At 64.7% G+C, this 12,426-nt stretch carries 12 protein-coding genes; 7 read left to right on the top strand and 5 right to left on the bottom strand.

What is annotated here, in order from left to right:
- Positions 1 to 6 precede the first annotated feature (6 nt).
- Both GPJ75_RS03565 and GPJ75_RS03560 read right to left on the bottom strand, forming a co-directional pair.
- Positions 7 to 4,794, bottom strand: coding sequence for an NAD-glutamate dehydrogenase (locus tag GPJ75_RS03565; RefSeq protein ID WP_163265218.1), 4,788 nt, complete (start codon positions 4,792 to 4,794; stop codon positions 7 to 9).
- Between the two features lie 174 nt (positions 4,795 to 4,968).
- Positions 4,969 to 5,601, bottom strand: coding sequence for a L,D-transpeptidase family protein (locus GPJ75_RS03560; protein ID WP_163265217.1), 633 nt, complete (start codon positions 5,599 to 5,601; stop codon positions 4,969 to 4,971).
- Between the two features lie 69 nt (positions 5,602 to 5,670).
- On the opposite strand from GPJ75_RS03560, the gene GPJ75_RS03555 reads away from it, so the two are divergent.
- Positions 5,671 to 6,354: a response regulator transcription factor gene (locus GPJ75_RS03555; RefSeq protein WP_163265216.1), complete on the top strand. Its 684-nt coding sequence runs from the start codon at positions 5,671 to 5,673 to the stop codon at positions 6,352 to 6,354.
- A gap of 56 nt (positions 6,355 to 6,410) precedes the next feature.
- Positions 6,411 to 6,866, top strand: coding sequence for a cyclic nucleotide-binding domain-containing protein (locus GPJ75_RS03550; protein ID WP_163265215.1), 456 nt, complete (start codon positions 6,411 to 6,413; stop codon positions 6,864 to 6,866).
- A gap of 4 nt (positions 6,867 to 6,870) precedes the next feature.
- On the opposite strand, the gene GPJ75_RS03545 is transcribed toward GPJ75_RS03550, so the two are convergent.
- From GPJ75_RS03545 to GPJ75_RS03535, 3 genes are all read right to left on the bottom strand, one after another.
- Positions 6,871 to 7,176 (bottom strand): hypothetical protein, encoded by a 306-nt coding sequence (locus tag GPJ75_RS03545; RefSeq protein WP_163265214.1) that lies wholly within the window; start codon positions 7,174 to 7,176, stop codon positions 6,871 to 6,873.
- A gap of 64 nt (positions 7,177 to 7,240) precedes the next feature.
- On the bottom strand, positions 7,241 to 8,071 hold the full coding sequence (locus GPJ75_RS03540) for a COG3904 family protein (protein WP_163265212.1): 831 nt from the start codon (positions 8,069 to 8,071) through the stop codon (positions 7,241 to 7,243).
- Between the two features lie 6 nt (positions 8,072 to 8,077).
- Positions 8,078 to 8,425 carry a hypothetical protein gene (locus GPJ75_RS03535; RefSeq protein ID WP_163265210.1) on the bottom strand — a complete coding sequence of 116 codons (348 nt, stop codon included), beginning with the start codon at positions 8,423 to 8,425 and terminating at the stop codon, positions 8,078 to 8,080.
- 154 nt (positions 8,426 to 8,579) lie between these two features.
- Here GPJ75_RS03535 and GPJ75_RS03530 point away from each other — a divergent pair, with 154 nt between their 5' ends.
- From GPJ75_RS03530 to sdhA, 5 genes are all read left to right on the top strand, one after another.
- Positions 8,580 to 9,041, top strand: a complete 462-nt coding sequence (locus GPJ75_RS03530) for a GNAT family N-acetyltransferase (protein WP_163265208.1) — start codon at positions 8,580 to 8,582, stop codon at positions 9,039 to 9,041.
- A 150-nt stretch (positions 9,042 to 9,191) separates the two neighbouring features.
- On the top strand, positions 9,192 to 9,629 hold the full coding sequence (locus GPJ75_RS03525; protein WP_163265206.1) for a DoxX family protein: 438 nt from the start codon (positions 9,192 to 9,194) through the stop codon (positions 9,627 to 9,629).
- Between the two features lie 163 nt (positions 9,630 to 9,792).
- Entirely contained in the window at positions 9,793 to 10,200 is a 408-nt protein-coding gene (gene sdhC / locus GPJ75_RS03520; protein WP_163265204.1) for a succinate dehydrogenase, cytochrome b556 subunit, read from the top strand.
- Position 10,201: 1 nt separating this feature from the next.
- Positions 10,202 to 10,585 carry a succinate dehydrogenase, hydrophobic membrane anchor protein gene (gene sdhD, locus GPJ75_RS03515; protein ID WP_163265202.1) on the top strand — a complete coding sequence of 128 codons (384 nt, stop codon included), beginning with the start codon at positions 10,202 to 10,204 and terminating at the stop codon, positions 10,583 to 10,585.
- A 7-nt stretch (positions 10,586 to 10,592) separates the two neighbouring features.
- The gene (sdhA, locus tag GPJ75_RS03510; protein ID WP_163265200.1) at positions 10,593 to 12,425 is read left to right on the top strand and encodes a succinate dehydrogenase flavoprotein subunit; all 1,833 of its coding nucleotides are present in this window, start codon (positions 10,593 to 10,595) and stop codon (positions 12,423 to 12,425) included.
- Position 12,426 lies beyond the last annotated feature (1 nt).

Here is a 12,426-nt window from a genome sequence, read left to right as displayed (position 1 = left end):
TCCCACTCAAGCGGTCAAGTCCGCCAGAAGACCCGCGGCGACGGTCAGCCGCGAAACGGTGATCTCACCGGCATCCGTCAGCGTCTGCAGGCTCTCGCGTACGCGCCCCACCCGTTCACCGCCAGCGCTTACCCACTGCGCGGCCGGGTTGTCGGCATCGCGGTGGGTGCCGAGTGCGGCGATGGTGATGCTACGCCGTGCCGCATCGATCGTATCGATAGCGCGGGCAAGCGCCAGCCCGTCGTAATAATCGGACGGCGTGATGGAGTGCGCCGCTGTCTCGATACGGCCGACACGGAAGGCTTCGGTGACGGTGAAGAAGGCGCTCGCCGCCTTGGCAAGCTCCGCGCCCGCCGTGTCCGCCGCAAGCGCGATGTCGGGCACCAATTCGGAAACGTCGAGGAAGGCGAGGCGTTCGCCCAGCGACGAAGGCGCGCCTTCCGCCTTGAACCGTGCCGTCTCAGAGGCGATCCGCTCGCCGAGAAAGGCGGGCAGCACGCGCCCGAGCTTCGGCTCCAGCGTCTTGCGCGCCGCGGAAAGCCGCTCGATGCGGCTGCCTACCTCAGCCTCGCCGGCGCCGTTCTTCAATTGCCAGGCCGTGGCGGCGACGATCAGCCGCCAGACCCGCTGGTAAAGCGCGAGCTGAACATGGCCGTCGATCTTGGTGTCCAGCGCGTCGATGGCCGCTTGCAGCGCGCGCAGCCCAAAGCCGTCGCGTACCACGGCATAGGCCGCGACGATCTCGTGCGCCGGCCGGCCCGTCATATCCTGCAGGCGTGTGATGAAAGTCGGCCCGCCCCGGTCGATCACGTCATTGGCAAGCTCGGTGGCGATGATCTCCCGGCGCAGCCGATGACCGCGGATCTCGGTGGCGTATTTCTGCCGCATCCTGTCGGGGAAATAGGCGAACAGGTCCGTCTCGAAATGCGGCTCGTCCGGAACCCCGCTTGCCACAAGCTGGTCGAACAGCACGATCTTGGCATAGGCGAGCAGCACGCCGATCTCCGCCCTCGTCAGCGGCTCGCCGCGGCTCTCGCGCTCGGAAGTGGCCTGCGGGCCGGGCAGGAACTCGACCGCCCGGTCGAGATGCCCCTCGTTCTCGAAGACCGTCATCATGCGTGCCTGGTGCGGCAGGTCGGAAAGGCCGCGCTGCTCGACCAGCGAGATAGCCAGCGTCTGCCGGTAATTGTTGTCCAGCACCAGGCCGGCCACCTCCTCCGTCATCGCCGAAAGCAGCTTGTCGCGGGCCGGACGCACCAGCGAGCCGGAGCGCATGGCGCCGGCCAGCGCGATCTTGATGTTGACCTCCAGGTCGGAGGAGTTGACGCCGCCGGAATTGTCGATGGCATCCGAGTTGCAGCGCCCGCCGGCGAGGTTGAACTCGATGCGCCCGCGCTGGGTGACGCCGAGATTGGCACCCTCGCCGATCACCTTGGCGCCCACTTCCCGCGCCGTGATGCGGATGGTGTCGTTGGCGCGGTCGCCGGCGTCGGCGTTCGATTCGGCCGACGCGCGCACATAGGTGCCGATGCCGCCGAACCATAGAAGGTCGACCGGCGCTTTCAGGATGGCGCGCATGATCTCCGCCGGAGAGCCCGTCGTGCCCTCCAGACCGATGGCGGCTGCCGCCTCGCGGCTGAGCTCGATCTGCTTCTGCGTACGCGAGACGATGACGCCGCCTTTGGAAAGCTTGGACTTGTCGTAGTCCTGCCAGCTCGACCGGCCCATTTCGAACAGCCGCTTGCGTTCGGCATAGGAATCCGCCGTATCAGGATCGGGATCGATGAAGATATCGCGATGATCGAAAGCCGCGATGAGCCGGATGGCGGGCGACAGAAGCATGCCGTTGCCGAACACGTCGCCGGACATGTCGCCGACGCCGACCACCGTGAAGGGCTCCTTCTGGATGTCGCGGTTCATCTCACGGAAGTGCCGCTTCACCGCTTCCCAGGCGCCGCGCGCGGTAATCCCCATCTTCTTATGGTCATAGCCGGCCGAGCCGCCGGAGGCGAAGGCATCGTCGAGCCAGAAGCCGTGCGCCTGGCTGATCTCGTTGGCCGTGTCGGAGAAGGTGGCGGTGCCCTTGTCGGCGGCGACCACGAAATAGGGGTCGTCGCGATCGTGGCGCACGACGGCCTCGGGCGGCGCCACCTGGTCGCCTTCCAGATTGTCGGTGATGGAGAGCAGACTGGAAACAAAATTGATATAGGCCTGCCGCCCCGCCTCGAAAACCTCCTGGCGGCTGCCGCCGGAGGGCAGCTGCCGGGGGTAGAAGCCGCCCTTGGCGCCGACCGGCACGATGACGCCGTTCTTCACCTGCTGCGCCTTGACCAGGCCAAGCACCTCCGTGCGGTAGTCCTGCGCCCGGTCGGACCAGCGCAGGCCGCCGCGCGCCACCGGGCCGAAGCGCAGATGCACGCCCTCGACCTCCGGCCCGTAGACGAAGATCTCGCGCCAGGGGCGCGGCTGCGGCAGACCCTCGACCGCCTGTGAATCGAACTTGAGCGCCAGCGAACGCTTGCCCGGCAGGGCGCGCCCGGCAAAGAAATTGGTGCGCAGGGTCGATTTGACGAGGTTGAGGATGCGGCGGATGATGGTGTCGTCATCGAGGCTCGGCACGCCGTCGAGCGCACTTTCGATCTCTTCCTCCATGTCCCGCTCCCGCGCTTCGGCGGCATCGCCTCCCCCGCGCCGAGGATCGAAACGGGTGACGAACAGGCGGAAGAGCTTGTCGGCGATCTGCGGATAACGGTTCAGCGTGCCGGCGATGAAGCCCTGACTCTGCGGGATGTTCGCCTGGTGCAGGAAGCGGCTGTAGGCACGCAGCACGGCGATCTCGGAGGCCCTCAACCGCGCCGTCTGGGCCAGCGCGTTGAAATTGTCGTTGTCGTATTCCTGGTGCCAGACGGCGAGGAACAGCTCCTCGAAGAGGGCGCCATTGTCGGTCAGGTCGATGGCGTTGTCGAAAGCGCTCTCCAGCTCCATGTCGTGCAGGAAGACATGGCCCTCGCCCTCTCCGCCGATTTCGAAAGTACGCTCGCTGATGACCCGGAAGCCCATGTTTTCGAGGAGAGGCACGCGCCGGCTGAGCGCCACGGGTGTGCCGAAATGGTAGATCTTCAGCGCTGCCTGGTCCGGCTTCTGGTCGCCATGGCGGTGGAAGTCGATGGCGATGGGGTTGGCGGAGGAGAGGCCCAAGATACGCCCGGCGTCGACAAGGGCGGTCGCCGGTTTAAAGCTGTTGCGGTAGCTCTCGGGAAAGCCGGCGGCTGCAGCCGCAATGGTATCGTCCGCGCCCGCATCCTCCACAGCCTCGCGCAGTGCATCGTCCCAGGTGCGCACGATGTCGCGGATGCCGGCCTCCAGCTTCTCCGTCTCTATGCGCGGCGTCCTGCCGCCCGAGCGCCCGATGATGAAGTGGACGCGCGCCAGCGAGCCTTCCGGAAACGCCGGATAGTAGGCTGACAGGCGCCCATCGAAGGACGTCTTCAGATATTCGCCGATCTCCATGCGCACACGAGAATCGTAGCGGTCGCGCGGCACGAAGACGATGACGGAGACGAAGCGGTCGAACTGGTCGATGCGGTAGAGAACGCGTACGCGCGGCCGATCGCCGAGGCCCAGAATAGCCTCCGCATGCTTGCGCAGCCGCGGCACACCGATTTGGAAAAGCTCGTCGCGCGGGTAGGATTCCAGAACATTGGTGAGCGCCTTGCCGGAATGGTCCGTCGGCGCGAAGCCGGAGCGGGCAATCACCGCCTCGGCCTTGGAGCGCAGATAGGGAATCTTCATCACCGAGCGCGTATAGGCAGTCGAGGTGAACAGGCCGACGATCCGCAACTCGCCCGTCAGCTTGCCGTCGTCGCTGAACGTCTTCACCCCGACATAATCGAGATAGGCACGGCGATGCACCGTCGACTTGGCATTCGCCTTTGTGACGATCAGCGGTTCCGGCCCGTGCAGGAAGGCGCGGATTTCCGGCGTGGTGGAGACGGCCTCCGAACCGCGCCTGAGCACCAGCACGTCGGGATCGGCCAGAATGCCGAGGCCCTTCTTGTGCGCGCGCTCCAGCGTGCCGCTCTTCTCGCCACCCGTGTAGCGAAACTCCCGCATGCCGAGAAAGGTGAAATTGTCGTCGCGCAGCCACTCGAGAAAGGCGATCGCCTCGGTCACCGCCTCGGCATCAAGCGGCACCGGCGCATAACGCAGTTGCGTGATCTCCTGGTCGAGGCGGGCCAGCATCGGCTTCCAATCGCTGACCGCTGCCCGCACCTGGGCGAGGATGTGGGCAAGCCGCGCTTTCAGCGCCGTGCACTGGTCTGGCGACAGCCTGGGCAGGTGGACGTGGATAACGCTGACCTGGTCTGCGTTGCGCGCCGCCTTGGCCGCCGCATCACCGAGAATCTCGCTGATTCCGTCTTCGCCGTGGCGCACCAGAAGCACCGGGTGCAGCAGAAGCGCCGGCTCTCCCGCCGACTCGGTGACCTCGCCTAGCACCGAATCGAACAGAAAGGGCATGTTGTCGTTGATGAGCGTGACCGTCGTGACGTTGCGGCCCGCACGCTCGATCCCCGGTGACGCCTCTACCTCGACCACACTTTTGCCCGGCCGATGCTTCTTCAGCGCCGTCAGCACAAGTTCGACGGAACGGTCGAGCGCGGCACGGTCATAGCTTTCCAGGTCCTCCGCCGGAGCACGGGAGATCAGGAGTTCACGCAGGCGCTCCGCGTCGGGCGCCTTCACGTCGGCCAAACGGGGTTTCGAGGATTTTATGAGCTTTGCCTTGGCCGTCATGCGGATTTCCCTCTCCCTCGGTAGTTACCGCTATCATATGCCCCTGATGCCGGGCCGACGATCCCACGATTGCTGCGGACGGTAAAGAGCCGCCCTTTCCCGCGCACAGATGTAATACCGATGCGGCGTAATATTGATGACGCGATCCACGTTCGGCAGGAAGTGGCGGGACATCTAACGCTGCACCACGAGCCGTGTCCGCCGCGACAGGAGCGGCAGGAGCCTGGCCATCGTATGCGGAGGGACGGCGATGCAGCCCTCCGTAGGCTTCAGGCCCGGCCTGGCCATATGAAGAAAGATGGCGCTGCCGCGCCCGCGGCGGCGCGGCCGCATGTTCCAGTCGAGTACGATACACACGTCGTAGAGCCCGTCGCTGCGCAGCATTTCTTCATGCGAGGCTTGGTAGGGCAGGCGCACTGGACGGTTGTAGTTCGGGTCGCCTGGCGCGTCGCACCAGCCGGTATCGGCACGGATCGGGGCCGTCTTCAGCGATGTGCGGGTGATGGCGGAGGGCCGTCGGTCGGATCGATAGAAGATGCCCAGCGGACGCAGCGTGGCCAGCGGCGTCGCGCCGTCGCCTTCACGCTTCGCCGCGCTGATGCTGCCGCGCCCGAGTGCACATGCAAAGACACGGCCGTTGATGGAAAGGAGCCCTTGTGTGGGGTTCCCGGGCCGCGCTCGCACGGCAATGACGGGGGCTTTTCGCCGCCCTTTGCGCAACCCGCTGTCCCAGCCGCAATTCTGCGATATAATTGTCTTATCGAACAAATAGCCGCTATGGTCTTTCTTGTCGGCCTTGTTGCGCATAAATGGAACGTTCGGCGAAAAAATGGGCGGGGTCAATGGTATCGGCTTTACAAATCAACGGATTGACATATGACGCCACGAACCATCCTGATCGTTGACGACGACGAGGATCTGCGGGCCACGCTCGTCGAGCAGCTGGCGCTTTACGAGGAGTTCGATCTCCTCCAGGAGGCGACGGCCGCCAACGGTATCCACGCCGCGCGCAACTCGATGGTCGATCTCACCATCATGGATGTCGGCCTGCCGGACATGGACGGTCGTGAGGCGGTCAAGCTGCTGCGCAAGGGCGGCTATCGTGCACCGATCATCATGCTGACGGCACAGGACACCGATTCCGATACGATCCTCGGGCTGGAAGCTGGCGCCAACGATTATGTCACCAAGCCCTTCCGCTTCGCTGTGCTTTTGGCGCGCATCCGGGCACAGATGCGCCAGCATGAGCAGAGCGAGGACGCCAAGTTCACCGTCGGGCCCTACACCTTCAAGCCGGGTCAGAAGCTGCTGCTCGACGAGCGCGGCGGCAAGATCCGCCTGACGGAAAAAGAAGCCGCTATCATAAAATACCTGTACCGCGCCGAGCAGAAGGTGGTGACGCGGGACGTTCTTTTGGAAGAAGTCTGGGGCTATAATTCAGGTGTCACCACACACACACTGGAGACCCATGTCTACCGGCTACGGCAAAAGATTGAACGCGATCCTTCCAAAGCTGAAATTCTTGTGACAGAAAGCGGCGGATACAAACTCGTTCCTTGAGATTCGGTGTTTGGGGGCGCCAGTAGCAGCTGGGAACGAGCGGGGACGACGACCGCATGGCGCTGGACGATGATATTCGCGTTCTGTCCGGCGTGGGACTCTTTGAGGGCTTCACGCACGAACAGTTGCGCCTCATGGCTTTCGGCGCCGAGACCATCTCGCTCGCCGCCGGCCATAAGCTCTATGCGGAAGGTGCCCCCGCCGACTGCGCCTTCGTTGTGGCCTCAGGACAGGTGGCTCTTTACCATCAGCAGGGCGACAGGCGCGAGATCATCTCCGTCCACGGCCCCGGTGCAATGCTTGGGGAACTGGCGCTGATCGCCGAGAGCGAGCGCCTCACCGGCGCTGTCGCCCAGACGGATGTGAAGGTGATTCGCCTGAGCCGCTCGATGTTCCGCCGCATCCTGGAGGAATTTCCGGAAACCGCGGTCAAGCTCCACCGCCGCATCGCCGCCAACCTGCAAGCCATGCTGACACGCATCGGCACCGTCGCCTCGCGGCTGTCCAAGTAAGCCATCACGGCCTGCGCACGAATTCGTGGAACTCTTCGCGCTGGCCGGGCACGTCCCGGCTCACCACGAGCGCCAGCCGCCTCTCCTCGAAGAGGCGGAACCACTCGTCCCATTCGACAGGCTGCACGCCTCCGGGCCGGTCCGCGCCTTCGTCGGTATCCTGATAGGCGCGCTGGCCGAAGGCGAACGAGAGGATCGGCTCGCTCTCCGCCATGCCGGGCGTGGGATCGCTCAGAGCCGGTTGGCCGGCGCGCGCGGCGGCCCATTCGCGGATGTCGTTGTGGTCGGTGAGCAGTTTCGTGTCGGCCATGGGAGAGTTCCTCGAAGGTTCCTCTCCAACGCTCACGGCAGGGTGCGGTTCCGCATCCCGGCCTCTATCCCTGCACCATGCTCTCCGGGGAGGTGACGAGGCGGTAGCGCCGCATTTCCTCTGCGCTGAGATAGTAGAGCGCGCCCGGCAGCGTATCGAGCGCATGCAGCCAGAGAGCCGGATCGACGCCCATCCTGCCGAGGAGGCGGGATACGCGCGCCGTCGTCATCTGCGCGTCGGCCATGGCCCGGGCCGGATCGCTGATCGTATCGCCGGCGATGTAGAACTGATGCAGGCCGACAAGGGCGCGCCGCCCGACCGTGCGTTCTACCCCGCCGGCCATCACCAGCGGACAGGAGGAGGCGCAGATAGCCCCGTCCTCCACCACCGTGGCAATACCACGCGCGCGCAACATGCGCGCCATGGCGACGGCATCGTCAAGCGCGCCACCTGGCGAATTGAGGCTGACCCGCCGAACAGCCGCGCCGCGCATATCGAGTTCCTCTTCAAGCCTTCCTACCGCACCCGGCTCAATACTGCCGGTCGCCCGCAGCGTTCCGTCGGCGGCGAACACGAAGGACATCGGCCGGCGCAACATCTCCCTGTCGGCGATGGCGGGCTGGCGCGGACCGGCAGGCGGCAGGCGGCTTTGATCCGTATCCTCCATCCGCCCGGGAACCGGCCAGAGACGTTCCGGCGACAAAGTCTCGCGCAGCCCGAAGCCCCCGTTCCCGTCGACGATCTCGCGCAGACCCATGCCGAAAAGGACGGCGACGCCCAGAACGAGGGCGATGAGGAGCCAGCGCGTCGGCACCCGCTCATCGAAGCGCCCATGGGGTCGCGCCTGCTCATCGTACAGCACGGCGTTCATGGCTCGGGCGAGGCGCTCGCTCATGCTAATCTAGCGACAGGAGACCGTCGGCACCGGGACGACATTGTCCGGCAGGCCGTACATGTAGCTGCGCCCATGCAGAAGCGCGCCGTAGCGGCAGCTTTCGCGCTTGCGCAGGTATAGTGCGCCGCGATCTTCTTCGAGATAGACAACCTTGGGCTCGCCATGGCCGCCATAGGCCAGGTCCCCGGCCAGATATCCCTTGCCGACGACGATGCGCTTGTAGCCGGCAGGACTGTGGACGACGAGGTTGCCGAAACTGTCGGCATAGATATTCTCGCCGCCGGCGAAAGCGGGCGTGGCCGCCGCCAGGAACACCGCAAGCGCGGTGGGGACCAAGAGTCGGCTTAAAGACATGGGGCAACGCTCCTTCATTGTCGCAGCCTCCTTGCCGGCAAGATTAACGCTTTCTTAACCGTTGTCACGCCGGCTGGCGCCCTCGTCCCCCACCGTTGACAGACGTGGTTAATTTCGTCGAATGATTGGGGATCGGGAGAAGGGTCTGAATGGCATGAGCGAGGATCAAAGGATCGACATCGCACCGCTGCGGCTGAAGGATGCGCATGCGCTGGCGCCGCTTCTTGCCGCTTACACCCAGTCGCTGAAGCGCGGCGCACCGCGCCGACCGGACGAGTTCTACGCCGAAACGTTGTTGCAGGACCGGGTGGCGGAGATCGTCGGGGCGCGCATGGACGGGGCACTGGTGGCCTTCGCCGTCTTCTACGATCTGCCCGACCCCGTCTCCGGCATGCGCTACGGGCTCTTGGAGCACGTCTATGTGCATCATGAACATCGCGGAAAGGGCATCGCCAAGGCACTGATCGACGTGGTGGGGGATCAGGCGGAAGATCGGGGATGGGCGAGGATGGTGCTGAACGCGCCGCGCGAGCCGTCCGAAGGCCGCAGACTCTACGGCCAGGTCGCCGCGCCGGCCGATTGGACCAGCCATGTGATTCGCTTCGACGAAAAGTGAGTGAGCGCAGAGGCGCTTTGCGCGATTTCATCGGCCACGCTCAAAGCATACCGACGGCGGGATGCTAGCATGGGCTGCGCGGTGTCGGAATAAGCGCCCCTCATACGTCCTCTGCTTGCATTGTGATTTTGAGAGGAGGAGGGAAATCAAATGAGCAAGACCATTGCAATTATCATCGCAAGGCTAATTTTCGCGGGCGCCTTTGCCATGGCCGCGGGCTTCAAGTTTGCCGGGATGGAGGAGACAGCGGCCCAAATAGCGTCGATAGGCTTCCCCGTTCCGCTGCTGCTTGCATGGATCGCCGCCTTTTTTGAGGTTGCCCTTGTTGTTGCCTTTCTGACCGGTGTGTTCTTCTCCGAAGCCGCGCTCATTGCGGCCGCCTACGTGCTGTTCCTGGGCTTTGCCTTCTACGGTCCGTCGCAATGGAGCGATGATCCGATGAAATTCGGCTTCTTTGTCGATCACTTTATCTTCGTCGCTGGCCTCCTGTTCGCGGCGGTGCACGGGCCCGGCGACAGGCTGGCCCTCCGGAGGGGCTTCATCTGGCAGCCCCAGTTGCCCGGCGAGGGTCGACAAGCTTCAAACTGAGGCGCGACCAGAAGCTTCAATCGATTCAAGCACCCTCCGGCATCTCTGCGGCTTTGACGCACTGCGAAAAGCGCATTAGAAAGCCTCGTGCCGGAGGCTTGGGGCGGCCTGGCAGTTGCTGCCTGATGCGCCATGGTTCCTTCGGCGATGAAACGGGGAAGCCATGAGCAAATCCACAGCCACCCGGGCGAGGCCTGTCTCGCCGCATCTGCAAATCTACCGCTTCACACCCACCATGCTGATGTCGATCCTGCACCGCATCACCGGTGGGGCGCTCTATTTCGGCATGGTGCTCTTCGCCGTCTGGCTGATGGCTGCGGCCGGCTCTAAGGAACAGTTCGACTTCGTCAACGGTCTGTTCGGCTCTTTCCTCGGCCGGCTCGTGCTCTTCGGCTACACTTGGGCGCTGCTGCACCACATGCTGGGCGGCATTCGCCATCTCATCTGGGATACCGGTCATGGGCTGGGCAAGCAGACGTCGTCGCGCATTGCGACCGCCAACTTGATCGGCTCGGTCGTACTGACGCTCCTTGTCTGGATCGTCGGCTATGCTTTCAGGGGAGGGTTCTGAGATGGCCGATATGCGCACACCCTTGAACCGCGTCCGCGGCCTCGGCTCGGCCAAGGAAGGCACGGATCATTTCTGGCGCCAACGCCTGACAGCGATCGCCAACCTGCCGCTCGTCCTGTTCTTCATCGGCTTCGTCGTTGCCTACAGCGGCGCGCCTTACGAAGAAGTGCGCGCCGCACTCGCCCAGCCGGCAGTGGCGCTCATCATCGTCTTCGCCCTGCTCTCGGTGCTCTATCACATGCGGCTCGGCATGCAGGTCATCATCGAGGACTATGTTCACGGCGAGGGCGCGAAGATCGTCCTCATCGTGCTCAACACCTTCTTCCCCCTCGTCGTTGGCGCCGCGGCGCTCTACGCCCTCCTGAAAATCGCTTTCGGAGCCTGATTCCCACATGGCTGACGCAACTGAGAAGAAGGCCGGCGCGGCCTACGAGTTTGTCGACCACGCCTTCGACGTGGTGGTGGTGGGTGCCGGCGGCGCCGGTCTGCGCGCCACCCTGGGCATGGCCGAGCAGGGCCTGAAGACCGCCTGCATCACCAAGGTTTTCCCCACCCGCTCGCACACGGTGGCCGCCCAGGGCGGCATCGCCGCCTCGCTCAAGAATATGGGGCCGGACCACTGGCAGTGGCACCTCTACGACACGGTGAAGGGCTCCGACTGGCTAGGCGACGTGGACGCCATGGAGTATCTCGCGCGCGAGGCGCCGGCCGCCGTCTACGAGCTAGAGCATTACGGCGTGCCTTTCTCCCGCACCGAGGAAGGCAAGATCTACCAGCGCCCCTTCGGTGGCCACATGCAGAATTTCGGCGACGGCCCGCCCGTGCAGCGCACCTGCGCCGCCGCCGACCGCACCGGCCACGCGATCCTTCATACCCTCTACGGCCAGTCGGTGAAGAACCACGCACAGTTCTTCGTCGAGTATTTCGCGCTCGACCTCATCATGACCGACGGCGCCTGCACCGGCGTGGTCGCCTGGAACCTGGAAGATGGCACCATCCACCGCTTCGCCGCCAAGATGGTGGTGCTGGCCACCGGCGGCTACGGCCGCACTTATTTCTCCTGCACCTCGGCGCACACCTGCACCGGCGACGGCAACGCCATGATCGCGCGCGCCGGCCTTCCCTTGCAGGACATGGAGTTCGTGCAGTTCCACCCGACGGGCATCTACGGCGCGGGCTGCCTTATCACCGAGGGCGTGCGCGGCGAGGGCGGCTATCTCGTCAATTCCGAGGGCGAGCGCTTCATGGAGCGCTATGCACCGTCGGCCAAGGATCTCGCCTCGCGCGACGTCGTCTCACGCTGCATGACGGTGGAAATCCGCGAAGGCCGGGGCGTCGGCAAGGAGAAGGACCACATCTTCCTGCATCTCGACCATCTCGACCCGGCGGTGATCCACGAGCGCCTGCCCGGCATCGCCGAATCGGCGCGCATCTTCGCCGGCGTCGACGTCACCCGCGAGCCCATCCCCGTGCTGCCGACCGTGCACTACAATATGGGCGGCATCCCCACCAACTACTGGGGCGAGGTGCTGAACCCGACCAAGGACAACCCGGACGCCGTCGCCCCCGGCCTGATGGCCGTCGGTGAGGCCGCCTGCGCCTCCGTCCACGGTGCCAACCGGCTCGGCTCCAACTCCCTCATCGACCTCGTCGTCTTCGGCCGCGCGGCGGCCATCCGTGCCGGCAAGGTGGTCGACCGCGTTTCGAAGGTACCCCCGGTCAACGATACCGCCTGCGAAAAGATCATGGACCGCTTCGACAAGCTGCGCCATGCCAACGGCGGCACGCCGACGGCGGCACTCCGCGAGAAGATGCAGCGCGCCATGCAGGAGGAAGCCGCCGTCTTCCGCACGCAAGAGACGCTGGAGCAAGGCTGCAAGCGCATCTCTGCCGTGTGGGAGGAGCTTTCGGACATCAAGGTCCACGACCGCTCGATGATCTGGAATTCGGACCTGATGGAAACGCTTGAGCTCGAAAACCTGATGGCGAACGCCGTCACAACGGTCTATTCGGCCGAGGCGCGTAAGGAAAGCCGCGGCGCCCACGCTCGAGAGGATTTTTCCGAACGCGACGACAAGAACTGGCGCAAGCACACGCTTTCCTGGGTGGACGAGGCCGGCAAGGTCAGCCTCGACTACCGCCCGGTCCACACCGAGCCGATGCTGAAGCCGGAGAACGGCGGCATCGACCCAGCGAAGATCGCGCCCAAGGCGCGGGTTTACTGAC

Source organism: Chelativorans alearensis, assembly GCF_010993735.1.
In the GTDB taxonomy this organism is placed as follows: Bacteria; Pseudomonadota; Alphaproteobacteria; order Rhizobiales; family Rhizobiaceae; genus Chelativorans; species Chelativorans alearense.
The sequence above is the reverse complement of the archived record's forward strand: the minus strand, read 5'-3'. Positions and strand labels throughout refer to the sequence as shown.

Coding starts and splice junctions, on each gene's coding strand:
- GPJ75_RS03565 (WP_163265218.1), bottom strand. CDS start 4,794: ATGACGGCCAAGGCAAAGCTCATAAAATCCTCGAAACCCCGTTTGGCC.
- sdhD (WP_163265202.1), top strand. CDS start 10,202: ATGGCCGATATGCGCACACCCTTGAACCGCGTCCGCGGCCTCGGCTCG.
- GPJ75_RS03545 (WP_163265214.1), bottom strand. CDS start 7,176: ATGGCCGACACGAAACTGCTCACCGACCACAACGACATCCGCGAATGG.
- GPJ75_RS03560 (WP_163265217.1), bottom strand. CDS start 5,601: ATGCGCAACAAGGCCGACAAGAAAGACCATAGCGGCTATTTGTTCGAT.
- GPJ75_RS03550 (WP_163265215.1), top strand. CDS start 6,411: ATGGCGCTGGACGATGATATTCGCGTTCTGTCCGGCGTGGGACTCTTT.
- sdhC (WP_163265204.1), top strand. CDS start 9,793: ATGAGCAAATCCACAGCCACCCGGGCGAGGCCTGTCTCGCCGCATCTG.
- GPJ75_RS03525 (WP_163265206.1), top strand. CDS start 9,192: ATGAGCAAGACCATTGCAATTATCATCGCAAGGCTAATTTTCGCGGGC.
- GPJ75_RS03530 (WP_163265208.1), top strand. CDS start 8,580: ATGAGCGAGGATCAAAGGATCGACATCGCACCGCTGCGGCTGAAGGAT.
- sdhA (WP_163265200.1), top strand. CDS start 10,593: ATGGCTGACGCAACTGAGAAGAAGGCCGGCGCGGCCTACGAGTTTGTC.
- GPJ75_RS03555 (WP_163265216.1), top strand. CDS start 5,671: ATGACGCCACGAACCATCCTGATCGTTGACGACGACGAGGATCTGCGG.
- GPJ75_RS03535 (WP_163265210.1), bottom strand. CDS start 8,425: ATGTCTTTAAGCCGACTCTTGGTCCCCACCGCGCTTGCGGTGTTCCTG.
- GPJ75_RS03540 (WP_163265212.1), bottom strand. CDS start 8,071: ATGAGCGAGCGCCTCGCCCGAGCCATGAACGCCGTGCTGTACGATGAG.